The following is a 14,620-nucleotide window of genomic DNA, read 5'->3' as shown; positions in this document are numbered from 1 at the left end:
CCGCGGGTGCACGATACCGCGATCCTCCTGCTCGAAATCGGCGCGGTCCTGCTGGGTCTCGGCGTGCTCGGCGCCCTGGCCCTGCGGGCCGGCATCTCCCCCATCCCCCTCTACCTGATCGCCGGGCTGGCCTTCGGCACCGGCGGCGTGCTGCCCCTCGCCACCAGCACGGACTTCATCTCCGCGGGCGCTGAGCTGGGCGTCGTCCTGCTGCTGCTCACGCTCGGCCTGGAGTACAACGCCGACGAGCTCGTCACCAGCCTGCGCGGCAACGCCCGGGCCGGGCTCGTGGACCTGGTGCTCAACGCCGCGCCGGGCGCGATCTGCGCGCTGCTGCTCGGCTGGGGGCCGGTGGCGGCGGTCGCCATGGCCGGCGTCACCTACGCCACCTCCTCCGGCATCACCGCCAAGGTCCTGTCAGACCTCGGCTGGATCGGCAACCGCGAGACGCCGACGGTGCTGTCGCTGCTGGTGTTCGAGGACCTGACGATGGCCCTCTACCTGCCGGTGCTGACGGCCCTGCTGGCCGGGCTGAGCCTGCTGAGCGGGGCGCTCACCGTCGCGATCGCGCTGGCCACGGTCAGCGTGGTGCTCCTGGTCGCGCTGCGCTTCGGCCGCTTCATCGAGGCGTTCGTCTCCAGCCCGAACTCCGAGGTGCTGCTGCTCAAGGTCGTCGGGCTCGCGCTGCTGGTGGCCGGGCTGGCCCAGCAGCTCCAGGTGTCGGCGGCCGTCGGGGCGTTCCTCGTGGGCATCGCCCTGTCGGGGCAGCTCGCCCACGACGCGCGGGCGCTGCTGGAGCCGCTGCGCGACCTGTTCGCCGCGGTGTTCTTCGTCTTCTTCGGCTTCCAGACCGACCCCGGCAAGATCCTGCCGGTGGCGGGGCTGGCGGCGTTACTGGCCGTGGTCAGCATGGCGACCAAGCTGCTGACCGGCATGTACGCGGCCCGGCGGGCGGGCATCGCCCGCGCCGGTCAGGCCCGGGCCGGCATCGCGCTCATCCCCCGGGGCGAGTTCAACATCGTGATCGCGGGGCTGGCGGTGGCGGCCGGCGTCCACCCGGACCTCGGGCCGCTGGCGGCGGCGTACGTGCTGATCCTGGCCGCCTTCGGGCCGCTCGCGGCCAAGCTCGTGCAGCCCCTCATCACGTCGCTGACCCGGCGCGCCGCCGGCGAGACCGCCTGACGGCCGGTCCGGGGACATTTTGTCGGTCGCGGTTTTGTCGGTGGCGGTGGCTAGCCTGCCCGCATGGCCGAACGTATGCACGGGCACCGCCCTCCGCCGACCGACACGGAGATCCACTCCGCCGACTGGGACGGCCGCGAGCTGGACCGCGAGGTCCACCGGCGGGTCCTGTTCGCCGACGTGGACATGACGGAGGCGACCGACCGCGGGTCCGTGTTCGACGAGTGCGTCTTCCGCGACGTCCGGTTCAACGTGTCGGTCCACGAGGACGCCCGGTTCGCGAGCTGCACGTTCGTGCGCTGCTCGTTCTTCGACGCCACGTTCCGGGGGTGCAAGCTGACGGGGAGCATGTTCGACGACTGCTCGTACGGGCTGCTCAAGGTCGAGGGGGGCGACTGGTCGTTCGCCGGGCTCGCGGGCGCCGACCTGCGGGGCAGCAGTTTCCGCGAGGTACGGCTGCGCGAGGCCGACCTCACCGGGGCCCGGCTCGAAGGCGCCTCGCTGCTGCGCTGCGACCTGTCCGGCGCCTTGGTGCACAGCGCCGACCTCACCCGGTGCGATCTGCGGGGCAGCGACCTCGACGGGCTCGACCTGCTCACCGCCAAGATCGGCGGGGCGGTCGTCGACGTCCAGCAGGCGACGGTCGTGGCCGCCACCCTGGGCCTCGACGTGCGCTGACGCCGCGCCGATTCGGCGTGCCCTGGCTCGGGTTCGGCGTGCCCCGGCTCGGCGTGCCCCGGTTCGGGCGTCGACGTCTCGGGGCACCGTCCCTGATCGCGGCGAGGCACCCCGGCGCGTCCGAGAGGATCCCGCCCCGGGACGCGCGGAGGAGGACGCGCTTCCCCGGACACGCGGAAGGGTTCCCAGGACACGGGGAAGGGGATGTGCCTCCCCGGACGCGAGGAGTTCCCCGGACACGCGGAGGGGGACGCGCCGCCCCGGACACCCGGAGGGGTTTCCGGACGTCCGGACGGGGACGCGCCTCCCCGCACGCGTAGAAAGGAATGCGCCTCCGGACACGCGGAGGGGTTCCCCGGACGTGCGGAAGAAGGCGCGCCTCCCCGCACGCGTGGAAGGGGATGCCCCCCGCCCCGCCGTGACCGGGCGGTGTGAGGTTCTGAGAGGCTGATGGGGTCGGCATGAGGGTGAGTCTGGGGAGGCGGACGTGAGCGACGAGTTCGACGTGATCGTGATCGGCGGCGGGCCGGCCGGGGAGAACGTGGCGGCACGAGCCGTGCGCGGCGGGCTCACGGCCGCCGTCGTGGAGAACCGCCTGCTCGGCGGCGAATGCTCGTACTGGGCGTGCATCCCGAGCAAGGCCCTGCTGCGTCCGGTGGAGCTGGCCGCCGAGGTCGGGCGGGTGCCCGGCCTGACGATCGGCCCCATCGAGGCGGGCAAGGTGCTGGCCCGGCGCGACGAGGCGGTGTCCCACTACGACGACTCCGGGCAGGTGCGGTGGCTGGACGGGGTGCCGGCCACGTTCCTGCGCGGCGCCGGACGGCTCGACGGGCCGCGCCGCGTCCGGGTCACCGCCCCCGACGGCTCCGAGCGCACCGTCACCGCGCGCCACGCGGTGGTGCTGGCCACCGGCAGCACCGCGGCCGTCCCGCCGGTGCCCGGGCTGCGCGAGGCCAGTCCCTGGACCAGCCACGAGGTGACCGCCGCCACGTCCGTGCCCGAGCGGCTGGCCGTCATCGGCGGCGGCGTGGTGGCCTGCGAGATGGCCCAGGCCATGCACGGCCTCGGCGCCCGGCAGACCACGATGCTCGTGCGCGGCGACCGGCTGCTGCCCCGGATGGAGCCGTTCGCCGGCGAGCTGCTGGCCGCCTCGTTCGCCGACGCGGGGATCGACGTGCGGCTGCGCACCGGCGCCGTCGCGGTCGAGCGGCCGGAGCCCGGCGGCAAGGTGACGATCCGGCTGCCCGACGGGCCGCCGCTGGAGGCCGACGAGCTGCTCGTCGCGACCGGCCGCAAGCCGGCCACCTCCCAGGTCGGCCTCGACACCGTGGGGCTCGAGCGGGGCCGGTACGTCGAGGTCGACGACAGCATGCGCGCCACCGGCGTCGACGGCGGCTGGCTGTACGCGGTCGGCGACGCCAACGGCCGCAACCTGCTCACCCACATGGGCAAGTACCAGGCGCGGGTCTGCGGCGACGTCATCGCCGCCCGGGCCAAGGGCGAGCCCGACGACCTGCCGGCGCTGCGCGACACGGCCGACGGCCGCGGCGCGCCCCAGGTGGTCTTCACCGACCCGCAGATCTGCTCCGTCGGCCTCACCGAGGCCGCCGCCCGCGAGGCGGGCTTCCGGATCAGGACCGTGGAGTACGACCTGGGCTCGGTGTCGGGCGCGTACCTGCTCGGCGACGGCTACCGGGGACGGGCCAAGGCCGTGGTGGACGAGGACCGCCAGGTGCTGCTCGGGGTGACGTTCGCCGGGCCGGGCGTGGCCGAGCTGCTGCACGCGGCGACGATCGCGGTCACCGGCGAGGTGCCGCTGGAGCGGCTGTGGCATGCCGTGCCGTCGTTCCCGACGGTCAGCGAGATCTGGCTGCGCCTGCTGGAGACGTACGGGCTCTGACGCGCGGGCTCTGGCTGCCGGGCTCTGACTGCCGAGGTCTGATGACCGGGCCCTGACGACCGGGCCCTGACGACCGGCGTCTTGGCGGGAGGCGAGTCTTGACGCGGAGGGGGCGGGCCGCCCCGTCGATGGCGCGGCCCGCCCCCGGCACGCCGGGTGTGAACTCCCTTTACCGGGCCCGGTCCTCGTCGTCCTCGTTGTCGTAGATGGTCGGTTCGAGGTTCGCCGGGACGTGCACCGTGGCGCTTCCGGTCTGCTGGGCCGGGTGCGCTGACACGGCGGCGGCGACGGCGCCCGAGACGGTGAAGGCTCCGGCCACCACGGCGGCGGCGACGAGCAGGTGCTTCAGCATCGTGGATCACTCCGTGGATGTCGGGTGGTCCGGGTGGTCCGGACCGGACGGAGCGTCGACTGGGTTCCCGGGAATCGCCCATGCGGCGCGGAACACCTCTCAACGTAGCCAGGGGCTCGCGGCGGGGTCGCCCGCGCGGCGGCAAAGCCTCGCCCATGGCGACCGGCCCCACGTTCGGGCGAACCTCCCCGGCGAGTCAGGCTTCCCCGGCGGCTCGTCGCGATCCACGAACCCGGGACGATCCGTTGACTCAGGAGGGCTTGCCGGACGTCGTGCTGTTCCTGTCGCCGTCCGGCGCCGGACTGTTCCCGTCGCCGGACGACGACCGGCGGTTCTCGGCGACGCGGCGGCCCGCCCACAGCAGGATCGCCGCCGCGGCGAGGCCGAGCAGGATGTTGGTGCCCGTCCCGACGTACTGCTCCACCCGCGACCAGTTGTCGCCCAGCAGGTAGCCCGCCACGACGAGCAGGGTGTTCCAGACGAGACTGCCGATCGCGGTCAGCGCGCAGAACGTGGCCAGCGGCATGCGCTCCAGACCGGCCGGCACGGAGATGAGGCTGCGGATGACCGGCACCATCCGCCCGAACAGCACCGTCCTGCGGCCGTGCCGGTCGAACCAGTCCTCGGCCTTCTCGACGTCCGACGGCTTGACCAGCGGCACCTTGGCGGCCAGGGCGTGGATGCGCTCGCGTCCGAGCAGCGCGCCCAGCCCGTACAGGACCAGCGCCCCCGCCACCGCGCCGAGCGTCGTCCAGACCAGCACCTCCCACAGCGCCATCCGGCCCTTGCCCGCCGAGAATCCGGCCAGCGGCAGGATGACCTCGCTCGGCAGCGGCGGGAACACGTGCTCCAGCGCCACGATGAGCCCGGCGCCCGGCGCGCCGAGCGCGTCCATGAGCCCCATGGCCCAGCCGGCGATCCCGTCGGGGGCGGGGGACGTCCCGGTGGACGCCACGGTCGCGGAGGTCATCGATCCGGCTCCTCGTCTGTCGTCGGCGGTGTCCGGAAGATCCTCTAGCCGGTGCGGACGGGTGTATGCGTGACCGGGCGTCAGGAATGGACGCGGCCACGGCGGGAACATGATCGTCGTGAGCCCCCCGCCCATCGACGCCGCCATGCTGGAGAGCCGGGTCCGCCGGCGGCTCTCGGAGGCGGGATTCACCGTGGAACGCCGCGACGCGGACGGCGACGGCGGGCTGCGGGTGTGGCACGAGCCGGGCCGCGGCGTGGTCGTCTCGTGGGAGCCGGACGCCGTGCCCGGCGAGGAGCACGCGGCGCGTTACCGGCTGATCCGGGGCGCGGTGCGGCTCGCGTTACGGACCCTCCTCGCCGACGCCGGCTACCACGTGCGCGAGGACGAAGGCCGGATGATCGTCACGTCCCGCGACCAGCCCTGACGCCGAGCGGGCCAGGGAGTTCAGCCGGTCACGCAGCCACGCGGAGGTCGACCGGGTGGTCAGGGGGCGGTCGACCGGGTGGTCAGGGGGCGGTCGGCCGGGTGGTCAGGGGGCGGTCAGTGCCGCGTCGATGGCCTTGGCTTCGCGCTCCAGCCACGCCTCGCGTCTTTTGATCCTGTCGCCGACGCCCTCCTCCCACATGCGCGCCCAGCCGCCGCCCCGTTCCTCGGCGATCTGCTTCATGGAGAACCACGCCCGCCGGGTGCGCAGCACGGCGACCTCGACGAGGCGGGAACGGTCGGCGCCCGACATCCCGTAGGCGTCGGCGACGATGCGGCAGCGGCGCGGCACGTTCACCTCGCGCAGCGGCGGATCGGCGTCGGCGGGGTCGCCCAGCGGCGCCCAGTACAGCATCACGTTCAGCGCCTCCTCCACCCTGGCGACCGGTTTCGCCATGTCGAAGTCGATCAACGCGGCCGCCTCGCCGCCGCGGAACACGATGTTGTCCGGCGTGCAGTCCATGTGGCCGACCAGCTCGGCCGGGTACGGGGGCTTGGGCGGCATGCCCGGCGGCTCCGCGAACCCGTACCCCGGCCGCACCCCCTCGGGCACGACGAACCCCGCGACGGCGTCGTCGTAGTCGCGCACGAGCCGCCCGACGGAGGCCAGCCGTTCCTCGTCGGCGATCCACGCCGGCCTCGGCCGCCCGGCGACCTCGCCGGGAACGAAGGTCAGCACCTCCCGCCCGGCCGCGTCGATGCCGAGGAACCGCGGAGCGCCCGCGAACCCGACCTCCTCCAGATGGCGCAACAGCGCGTGGACGAGCGGGGCGTTGGGCCCGACCGGACGGCGCACCGTGTCGCCGACCCGCACGACGCCCTCGGTGACGTCCCCGCCGGCGAGCGGGATCTCGGGCCCGGGTTCGTGCGGTTCGGTGTACGTGCCAGAGGTCATGTCCGCTCCGGGGGTAGAGGGCCCCGCGGCTCGGCCCGCCGGGCGAAATCCCGATCTTACGAGCCACGCGGCCGCGCCGGGCGGCAAGGCGGAGTACCCGTCACCACTCCGGGATCCATCGCCACTCCAGGACCCCGTCACCTGTCCCCGGACCCGTCACCTTTCCGGGCCCCTCACCTCTCCAGCGCGCGGTCGCGGCAGGCGTGCGGCGCGTTCACCGGGTTGCAGCGGGCGACGGCGCCGCCGGGCAGCTCGGCCGTGTAGTCGCTGCCGTGGCGCGCCGACAGGCCGATCACCGGGAAGTCGGTGCTGACCATCTGCGCCCCGCTCGACAGCGCGGCCTCCAGCCGGCTCGTGTCGCCGGTGCGGGCCTCGGTGAACGGCACGTCGGCGCGGGTGCGCACGTAGTAGCCGCGCCGCACCATGTCGCGGATCTGCGCGGTGTTGTCGCCCTGGGGCTCGTTCCAGCCGACGAACGCGGCGTCGGCGCGGCCGGGCCGGGAGTTGGTGAACAGCACCCGTCCTTCCAGGCTGGGCCGTCCCTCCAGGTACGCGGCCTGGAGCGCGGGGGTCTGGTTGTCCATGAAGAACATCACCTTGCCGCGCGAGGACGCGAGCTCCGGCCAGCCGCGGGTCAGGACCGACTGCTCCAGCGTCAGGCCGGGGCGGCGGACGTCGTCCGGGGTGATCATCCGCTCGGCGGGGAAGACCGAGCGGATCTCCTTGTCCAGCGCCTCCAGCAGCGCCTTGTTCCAGGCCGGGCTCTTGGCGCCGCCCTGCGCCTCCTTGGCCGGGTCGGTGCTCTTCAGCTCGGTGAGGATGGTCAGCGGAACGTGGCCGGGGTGCGCGTCGGACCAGCGGCGCACCTGGCGCAGGCAGGCGGTCAGGGTGGAGCAGACGGTGCCGTAGTCGTGGTCGGCCCAGTGCAGCACCTTGAAGCCCGGTTCCCGCAGGGCGGGGTCGCTCAGCGGGGGCAGGCCGGCGTCGCGGCGGACGAGCGGCGCGGTGTAGAGGCCGCCGGCGGGGTCGGGGAAGACGTCGAGCTCGATGCCGCGCACGCGCTGGTCGGCGAACTGGCGGTCGAGCGCCGGATAGGAGTACTGGAGGTTCCACCAGTTGGCGTCGGTCCTGCGCTGGACGTCCTTCTCGGCGTCGGCCAGCTCCCGGTGGTAGCTGTTGTGGGTGGCCATGGTCTGGAGCTGGTTGACGCGTACCGCGTCCCGTCCGGTGGATACGGCGGTCTGCCGCGAGGTGGCCGCCTGGGAGGCGGTGGCGGTGGGGAGTGCTGCCATCGCGGCGAGCACGGCGCCGGTGAGCAAGGGGGCGGTCAGCAGGGCGGGGACGCGGCGGGGGCGCATGGGTCTCCTAGCGGTTCGGGGTGTACCGGGACAGACCGTGTGGGGAGCGGGTTAACACCTGATCATGAAATATCCAAACAAGACCGGAAAAATGCGCGAATAGCCCGGCGGTCGAGGTGCGCCACACCGGGAACCTCTCGGGGGCGTGAAGACGGGCCGCCGTCCGAGGTCGCGCGACGGCCCGGTCAGGTCAGGGCAGGTCGGGGCGAGTCGAGGCGGAAGGGGGCGAGGCGGGTCACGTCATTGCGGGTCAGATCAGGGCGGGTCAGATCAGGCGGGTCAGGTGAGGGCGCGGGCGTTCCAGGCGCGGATCGTGGCGTGGCAGGGTTCCCAGGCCCGCCACACGTCGCGGCCCCACTCCCAGACGAGGCGTCCGTGCTCGGCCGGGTCCCGGGCGGCCAGCACGTCGGCGACCGTCATCAAGCCGTCCAGCCGGGGCGGCCGCAGCCAGTGGAAGTAGTCCGGGCGGCCGGCCATCATCCGCTTGTGCAGCGCCGGGCCGTCACGGGGGTCGGCGCCCTCCTCGACGAACAGGCACAACGTCATCAGGCACAACGCCAGGCGCTGGACCTCCCGCCGGCCGTCGCCCCCGGGGTGCTGGGCGACGTACGCGTCCACGACGAGCTGGTGCACGGGGCGGTGGCCGGCGATGCCGTACGAGCGGGCCAGCAGCTCTCCGTAACGCTCCCAGCACTCCGCCGACGCCCCGTACGCGTCAGGTCGTGCCCCTCCCCCGGCCGGGGCCGCCAGCCCGCACCCGGGACAGACCACCACCACGCTCACCACCGCCCCCTCCTCCCGTCACCACGACACGACATTCCCTCACCGCGCCGTCTTGACGACCCGGCGATCGCGCCGTGGGCGACGTTACGGCCTCACGCGGCGTGAGGGTCCAACCGCCGCCCCACCCGCGACGCCCACTTCTGATCATGGATGCGGGACGGTAGGTTGATCCACGGTGTGCCGGGAAGGCTGGTCGGCGGTCCTGTCGTCATGCCCCGGAGAGCCCCATGCGTGCCCGTGACCTCGTCGCCGACTTCCCCACCGTGGGCCTCGACACCCCGGTGGCCGACGCCGCCCGGCTGCTGGCCGACCACGACCTGCCGGGCCTGATCGTGGTGGACGAGCACGGTCTCCCGGCCGGGATCCTGCCCGGCACCCAGGTGCTGCGGCTGGCCGTGCCGGGCTACTGCCTCGACGATCCGGCGCTGGCGCGGGTGGTGGACGAGGCGCACGCCGACGTGTTCATGCGCTCGATCTCCGGCCGTACGGTACGCGAGGCGATGCCGCCCCGCCCACGGGAGCTGCCCGTGACCGACCCGGACGCGACGGTGCTGGAGCTGGCCGCGCTCATGGCGCGCACCCACAGCCCGCTCGTGGCCGTCGTCGACGCCGGCGGGCTGCGGGGCGCCGTGACGCTCCAGGCGCTGGTGGACCGGCTGGTCGAGCAGTGACGCTCCAGGCGCTGATGAACTGGCTGGTCGAGCAGTGACGCTCACCGCGTGGCTGGCGGTCGCCGCCTTCCTCGGGGCGTACGCGCTGATCGCGACGGAGAGGGTGCACCGCGTCGCCGCCGCGCTGGGCGGGGCGGCGGTCATGCTGGTGATCCACGCCACCGCCGCCGGGCCGGCGTTCTTCTCCGAGCGCACCGGCATCGACTGGAACGTCGTCTTCCTGCTGCTCGGCATGATGATCATCGTGGGAGTGCTGAAGCGCACCGGCGTGTTCGAGTACCTCGCCATCTGGGCCGCCAAGCGTGCCCGGGGCCGGCCGTACCGGCTCATGGTGCTGCTCGTGGTGATCACCGCGTCGGCGTCGGCGCTGCTCGACAACGTGACGACCGTGCTGCTCGTCGCGCCCGTGACGTTCCTGGTGTGCGAGCGGCTGGCGCTGCCGGTGGCGCCGTACCTCATCGCCGAGGCCATGGCCTCCAACATCGGCGGCACCGCCACGCTCGTCGGCGACCCGCCGAACATCATCATCGCCAGCCGGGCCGGCCTGACCTTCAACGACTTCCTCCTGCACCTGACGCCGCTGGTCGTGGTGCTGGTGGCGGTGTTCGCACTGCTGTGCCGGGTGCTGTTCCGCGACGCGTTCCGGTACGACCCCGACCGGGCCGCCGAGATCATGGCGCTGAACGAGCGGGAGGCCATCGCCGACCGGCGGCTGCTGTGGCAGAGCCTGACCGTGCTCGCGCTGGTCATGGCGGCGTTCGTGCTGCACCCGGTGCTGCACTACGAGCCCTCGGTGGTGGCGCTGCTGGGCGCCGGGGCGCTGGTCGCGCTCACGGAGATCACCACGGAGGAGGCGATCGCCGAGGTCGAGTGGCCGACGCTGGTGTTCTTCGCCGGGTTGTTCGTCATGGTCGGCGCGCTGGTCCACACCGGGGTCATCGGGGAGGTGGCGCGGGCGGCGGCCGGGGCGGCCGAGGGACGGCCGGAGGCCACCGTGATGGCGATGCTGTGGGGCTCGGCCGGGCTGTCGGCCATCGTGGACAACATCCCGTACGTCGCCACCATGAGCCCCATCGTCGAGCAGCTCGTGCATGCCGCCGGGGGCGGCGACCAGGCGCGGGCGCTGTGGTGGGCGCTCGCGCTCGGCGCCGACCTCGGCGGCAACGCGACGGCCGTCGGCGCGGCGGCCAACGTGGTGGTGATCGGCATCGCCGCCCGCAACGGGACGCGGATCAGCTTCTGGGGGTTCACCCGGTACGGCCTGATCGTGACGGTCACCACGGTCGCGCTGGCGACGCCGTACCTGTGGCTGCGCTACCTGCTCTGACGCCCGGCGGTCCGGTCAGCCGGCGGCGCGGTGCCGCTCGTAGAGCTGGCCGAGGCGGTCGATGCGCCAGAGCTGGCCGAGCACCACCAGCGTGGCCCCGAAGACGGTCGGCCAGACCTCCAGCGCCACCAGTCCCCAGATCAGCAGGGCGAAACCGGTGACGCCGACGGCGACCAGCAGCCGCTGCACCCTCCGGTGGTCGCCGTCGACGAGCGACCTGTCGTACAGCCACAGCTTCTCGCCGTAGATGCCCTTGGCGGCCCAGCTCTCGGCCCGCTCGACGGCCGGGAAGACGTGCGGGTTGGCCGCCAGCCACACGACGACCAGCGCCACCCCGGCCAGGCACCACCAGCCGACCCACGCCCGGCTCCAGACGGCCAGGATCATGAGCGGGATGGCCGCGAACCTGGTCCAGACGCTCCACGGGTTGGCGTGGCGTCTCCACGCCTCGTCGGTCATGCCGGCGGCCGTGGCGTATCTCTTCAGCACGCTCATGCGGTGAGCCCCCTCGCCAGCGCGTCGATGGTGGCGTCCAGCACCTGCTCGTGGTCGGCGCCGAACCGGTCGCGGTTCAGCACGACGAGCCCGGCCGTGCGGACGACGCCCACGAGGATCTCGGGCGGCACACCGGGAATGATCACGCCGTCGGCCTGGCCCTGGGCGAAGTAGCGGATCAGCGGCTGCACCAGGTGCGGGGTGACGCGGGCGATCTCCTCGGGCCCCACCCGGCGGGCGACCGCCTGCAGCTCGTCGGGGTGGGTGAGCAGGCGCCGGTAGAACGGGTCGCCGGTCAGCACCTCGGTCGCCGCCCGCATGAGCGCGGCCAGCGCCTCCGTGCTGGGCGGTCTGCTCAACGCCTCCGCCAGCCGCCTGCCGACCAGGGGCGCCCTGCGGATCATCACGTCCTTGTAGAGGGCCTCCTTCGAGTCGTAGAACGCGTAGAAGCTGCCCTTGGCGATGCCGGAGGGCGCGACGAGCTCCTCCAGCGACGTCTTCTTCAGCCCCTGGGTCGCGAAGAGCTCCTCGGCGGTGTCGAGGAGGGAGGCGGTGATGCGCTCCCTGTCCTCGGCGGTGAACGCCACAGCCATACTGACCACCTATGACCGGATCGGATATTGGGTCATAGCCTAACACCAGCTCGCCCCCCTGATCCTGAAAAATCATGAGAAAGGAGGGTTGAGGGCACGACAACCGGGCATGGCAGGACATTCCTGCACGTCAACCACGAGGAGGGGCCTAGTGCTCACCCTGACAGAAAACGCTGCCCAGGCCATCCGCGACCTCACGGCGTCCGCGCCGGAGCCGTCGCAGAGCGGCGTCCGCATCGCGTCGCAGGGGCAGGACACGGGCACGCTCACCCTTTCGCTGGCCAGCCAGCCGGAGCCGACCGACGCCGTCGTCGAGGAGCAGGGGGCGCGCGTCTATCTCGACCCGGTCGCGGCGACCGTGCTCGACGACAAGTCGCTGGACGCGGGGGCCGACGAGAAGGGCGCCGTGTCGTTCCTGGTGACCGACCAGTCCGCCACCACCTGACCTCTCACCGGTCCGGCCGCGCCCGGACCCGCCCACCGGCCCGGTACGTTCATCCGTACCGGGCCGGCGGCGTTCCGGCGCCAGGAGTGAGGGGCGAGCGGACGGGTCAGGCGTCGGAGAGCAGCTTGTGGACGTACCGGAGCTGCTCCTCGCGCTGGAAGCCCTGGCCGCCCTCGTGCCCGTTCCACGGCCAGACCGTGATCTCCTTGGGGCCCTGCCAGTGGTTGTAGGCGGCGAAGACCGTGGACGGCGGGCAGACGTCGTCCATCAGCGCCACCGAGTACAGGACGGGGACCTGGCCGCGGGCGGCGAAGTGGAGGCCGTCGAAGTAGGCCAGGGTGCGGAAGACCTGCTCCTCGTCGCCGCGGCGGGTGGCGAGGAAGCGCACGATCTCCTGGTACGGGTCGCGATCGGTGATCTCGACGGCCCGGCGGAAGTGCGTCAGGAACGGCACGTCGATGAGCGCCCCCGCGACCGACGGGCACAGGGCGGCGGTGGCCTGCGCGATGCCGCCGCCCTGGCTGCCGCCCGAGACGATGATCCGGTTCTCGTCCACGGCCGGGTGCGTGGCGGCCACCTCGACGGCGCGCACGGCGTCGGTGAAGACCCGCCGGTAGTAGTACTCCTCCGGGTCGAGGATGCCCTTGGTCATCATGCCGGGGGCGTGCGGGTGCGTGGCGCCGTGGGGGTCGCCGGTGGCGCCCGGATGCCCGACGCTGGCGCCGCCGTGGCCGCGGGTCTCCATGACGAGCACGGCGTACCCGGCGGCCGGCCACATCAGGTGGTCGTGCGGGAAGCCACGTCCGCCGCTGTAGCCGATGTAGTGCATCACGCAGGGGATCGGGCCCTCGGCGTCACGCGGGGTGATGAACCAGCCGCTGATCCGGTGACCGCCCCAGCCGGCGAACGACACGTCGTACACGTCCACGGAGGCGAACGGCAGGTCGTAGCGCGTGAACTCCGGCGCGAGGTCGAAGCCCCGCGCCTCCTCCAGCGTGCGCGTCCAGAAGTCCGCGAAGTCGGCGGGCTCGTCACGCTCGGGACGGTACGTGCGGAGCTGCTCAAGCGGCAGGTCGAACAGGGCCACGAAGATCTCCAACCTGGGGAACCCGGGGACAGGGGTGGAGCCATTTCACCGCATCTGACCAGGCAAGCGCTATCCCGTAGGCGGGGAAGCTTTCCCGGGCGCTTCCCGGGTAGGTGCGGGGGAATGAACGATCACCTGGTGAGGATCGCGCACCCCCGCCTCCGTCCCGGCCTGGCCATGGAGGCGCCCGTTGACCCGAGCGACTTCCTGCTGCTGTTCACGGACGACACCGAGGCGCGGGCGCGGCTCGCGCGCGACGACTCGGGACGGCCGGTGCTGCGGGTGGGCGCCCGGATGCGGCTGGACGGGACGGTGGTCGACGAGGAGATCTGGACGGTGCGCGAGCTGGTGCGCCGGCCAGGCCTGACCGTCATCCGGCTAGGCGACGCCCTGACCTGACCCGGCCACCCCGCTCCGCCGTCGCCGGGTCACTCGACGACGAGCTCGACCGGGATGTTGCCGCGGGTGGCGTTGGAGTACGGGCACACCTGGTGGGCGGCCTCCACCAGGGCGCGCCCCTCCTCCCCCTGAAGGTGGTCGGGCAGCTCGACCCGGAGGACGACCGACAGCGCGAAGCCGCCGTCGCCGTTCGGGCCGATGCCGACCTCCGCGGTGACGGACGCCTCCGAGACGTCGGCCTTGGCCCGCCTGGCCACGACCCCGAGGGCGCTGGCGAAGCAGGCGGCGTAGCCGGCGGCGAAGAGCTGCTCGGGGTTGGTGCCGGCGCCGGTGCCGCCCAGCTCCTTCGGCGGGGCGAGGGCCACGTCGAGCTTGCCGTCGGAGGTGACGGCGCGGCCCTCACGGCCGGCGGCGGTGGCGATCGCGGTGTAGAGGACGCTCACGGCTGCGCTCCTTATCGATTGGGTGCAACTCGATTGTGCACAACTCAATTGATGCCCGTCAAATCGGCTACGATGGGGGCATGGACGCTCTCCGCCTCGACGACCAGGTGTGCTTCGCCGTGCACGCCGCCTCGCGCGCCCTCGACGCGGTCTACCGGCGGGAGCTGGCGGCGCTGGGGCTGACGTACCCGCAGTACCTCGTGATGCTCGTGCTGTGGGAGCGGGGCCAGGTCTCGGTCAAGGACCTCGGCGTGGCGCTGCGGCTCGACTCCGGCACGCTGTCGCCGCTGCTCAAGCGCCTGGAGGCGGCCGGGGTCGTGCGCCGCGAGCGCGACCCGGGCGACGAGCGGTCGGTGCTGGTGCGGCTCACGCCCGAGGGCGCGCTGCTGCGGGCGCGGGCCGAGCCGCTGCCCCGGCGCATCATGGAGGCGTCGGGGATGGGGCCGGACGAACTGGCCGACCTGCACCGGACCCTGGGCCGCCTGACCCGCTCCCTCACCGAGTCCGCCACCCGCGCCTGACCCGCTCCCTCACCGAGTCCGCCACCCGCGCCTGA

Annotated in this window: 18 protein-coding genes; 9 read left to right on the top strand and 9 right to left on the bottom strand. The window is 73.2% G+C overall.

Annotation, left to right across the window (positions count from 1 at the left end):
• Positions 1–6 precede the first annotated feature (6 nt).
• The 3 genes from HTZ77_RS23045 (at position 7) to HTZ77_RS48315 (ending at position 3,760) form a co-directional block, all read left to right on the top strand.
• A complete protein-coding gene (locus HTZ77_RS23045) occupies positions 7–1,182 on the top strand; it encodes a cation:proton antiporter (RefSeq protein WP_175591713.1) in 1,176 nt (391 codons plus the stop codon).
• A 63-nt stretch (positions 1,183–1,245) separates the two neighbouring features.
• Positions 1,246–1,860, top strand: coding sequence for a pentapeptide repeat-containing protein (locus HTZ77_RS23040; RefSeq protein ID WP_175591712.1), 615 nt, complete (start codon positions 1,246–1,248; stop codon positions 1,858–1,860).
• A 487-nt stretch (positions 1,861–2,347) separates the two neighbouring features.
• On the top strand, positions 2,348–3,760 hold the full coding sequence (locus HTZ77_RS48315) for a dihydrolipoyl dehydrogenase family protein (RefSeq protein ID WP_328808713.1): 1,413 nt from the start codon (positions 2,348–2,350) through the stop codon (positions 3,758–3,760).
• Positions 3,761–3,929: 169 nt separating this feature from the next.
• Here the strand turns inward: HTZ77_RS48315 and HTZ77_RS23030 are convergent, their stop codons facing one another.
• A complete protein-coding gene (locus tag HTZ77_RS23030; RefSeq protein WP_175591711.1) occupies positions 3,930–4,112 on the bottom strand; it encodes a hypothetical protein in 183 nt (60 codons plus the stop codon).
• 250 nt (positions 4,113–4,362) lie between these two features.
• The gene (locus HTZ77_RS23025; protein ID WP_175591710.1) at positions 4,363–5,082 is read right to left on the bottom strand and encodes a DedA family protein; all 720 of its coding nucleotides are present in this window, start codon (positions 5,080–5,082) and stop codon (positions 4,363–4,365) included.
• 118 nt (positions 5,083–5,200) lie between these two features.
• Here HTZ77_RS23025 and HTZ77_RS23020 point away from each other — a divergent pair, with 118 nt between their 5' ends.
• Positions 5,201–5,509 carry a hypothetical protein gene (locus tag HTZ77_RS23020; protein WP_175591709.1) on the top strand — a complete coding sequence of 103 codons (309 nt, stop codon included), beginning with the start codon at positions 5,201–5,203 and terminating at the stop codon, positions 5,507–5,509.
• Between the two features lie 105 nt (positions 5,510–5,614).
• Here the strand turns inward: HTZ77_RS23020 and HTZ77_RS23015 are convergent, their stop codons facing one another.
• The 3 genes from HTZ77_RS23015 to HTZ77_RS23005 form a co-directional block, all read right to left on the bottom strand.
• Complete coding sequence (locus HTZ77_RS23015; protein WP_175591708.1) at positions 5,615–6,463, bottom strand: phosphotransferase; 849 nt, start codon at positions 6,461–6,463, stop codon at positions 5,615–5,617.
• 173 nt (positions 6,464–6,636) lie between these two features.
• Positions 6,637–7,821, bottom strand: coding sequence for a phosphatidylinositol-specific phospholipase C1-like protein (locus HTZ77_RS23010; RefSeq protein ID WP_205303065.1), 1,185 nt, complete (start codon positions 7,819–7,821; stop codon positions 6,637–6,639).
• Positions 7,822–8,100: 279 nt separating this feature from the next.
• A complete protein-coding gene (locus tag HTZ77_RS23005; RefSeq protein WP_328808712.1) occupies positions 8,101–8,607 on the bottom strand; it encodes a DUF5946 family protein in 507 nt (168 codons plus the stop codon).
• 224 nt (positions 8,608–8,831) lie between these two features.
• Here HTZ77_RS23005 and HTZ77_RS23000 point away from each other — a divergent pair, with 224 nt between their 5' ends.
• Positions 8,832–9,275, top strand: coding sequence for a CBS domain-containing protein (locus HTZ77_RS23000; protein ID WP_175591707.1), 444 nt, complete (start codon positions 8,832–8,834; stop codon positions 9,273–9,275).
• Between the two features lie 34 nt (positions 9,276–9,309).
• Positions 9,310–10,602 (top strand): ArsB/NhaD family transporter, encoded by a 1,293-nt coding sequence (locus HTZ77_RS22995; RefSeq protein ID WP_175591706.1) that lies wholly within the window; start codon positions 9,310–9,312, stop codon positions 10,600–10,602.
• Between the two features lie 15 nt (positions 10,603–10,617).
• On the opposite strand, the gene HTZ77_RS22990 is transcribed toward HTZ77_RS22995, so the two are convergent.
• Positions 10,618–11,097 carry a DUF6653 family protein gene (locus HTZ77_RS22990; protein WP_175591705.1) on the bottom strand — a complete coding sequence of 160 codons (480 nt, stop codon included), beginning with the start codon at positions 11,095–11,097 and terminating at the stop codon, positions 10,618–10,620.
• Entirely contained in the window at positions 11,094–11,690 is a 597-nt protein-coding gene (locus HTZ77_RS22985) for a TetR/AcrR family transcriptional regulator (RefSeq protein ID WP_175591704.1), read from the bottom strand. The genes HTZ77_RS22990 and HTZ77_RS22985 overlap by 4 nt, the downstream gene beginning before the upstream one ends.
• A 151-nt stretch (positions 11,691–11,841) precedes the next feature.
• Here HTZ77_RS22985 and HTZ77_RS22980 point away from each other — a divergent pair, with 151 nt between their 5' ends.
• Positions 11,842–12,135 (top strand): Fe-S cluster assembly protein HesB, encoded by a 294-nt coding sequence (locus HTZ77_RS22980; protein ID WP_175591703.1) that lies wholly within the window; start codon positions 11,842–11,844, stop codon positions 12,133–12,135.
• A gap of 106 nt (positions 12,136–12,241) precedes the next feature.
• On the opposite strand, the gene HTZ77_RS22975 is transcribed toward HTZ77_RS22980, so the two are convergent.
• Positions 12,242–13,234: an acetylxylan esterase gene (locus tag HTZ77_RS22975; RefSeq protein WP_205303060.1), complete on the bottom strand. Its 993-nt coding sequence runs from the start codon at positions 13,232–13,234 to the stop codon at positions 12,242–12,244.
• A 111-nt stretch (positions 13,235–13,345) separates the two neighbouring features.
• On the opposite strand from HTZ77_RS22975, the gene HTZ77_RS22970 reads away from it, so the two are divergent.
• Positions 13,346–13,621 (top strand): hypothetical protein, encoded by a 276-nt coding sequence (locus HTZ77_RS22970; RefSeq protein ID WP_175591702.1) that lies wholly within the window; start codon positions 13,346–13,348, stop codon positions 13,619–13,621.
• Between the two features lie 29 nt (positions 13,622–13,650).
• Here HTZ77_RS22970 and HTZ77_RS22965 read toward each other — a convergent pair whose 3' ends face one another.
• Complete coding sequence (locus tag HTZ77_RS22965) at positions 13,651–14,064, bottom strand: organic hydroperoxide resistance protein (RefSeq protein ID WP_175591701.1); 414 nt, start codon at positions 14,062–14,064, stop codon at positions 13,651–13,653.
• A gap of 80 nt (positions 14,065–14,144) precedes the next feature.
• On the opposite strand from HTZ77_RS22965, the gene HTZ77_RS22960 reads away from it, so the two are divergent.
• The gene (locus HTZ77_RS22960) at positions 14,145–14,585 is read left to right on the top strand and encodes a MarR family winged helix-turn-helix transcriptional regulator (RefSeq protein WP_175591700.1); all 441 of its coding nucleotides are present in this window, start codon (positions 14,145–14,147) and stop codon (positions 14,583–14,585) included.
• The last annotated feature ends 35 nt before the right edge of the window (positions 14,586–14,620 follow it).

Origin of the sequence: Nonomuraea montanisoli, assembly GCF_013363975.1 — a bacterium.
Lineage (GTDB): Bacteria > Actinomycetota > Actinomycetes > Streptosporangiales > Streptosporangiaceae > Nonomuraea > Nonomuraea montanisoli.
Note: the sequence above shows the minus strand (reverse complement) of the source record. Positions and strands in the feature narration are given on the sequence as shown.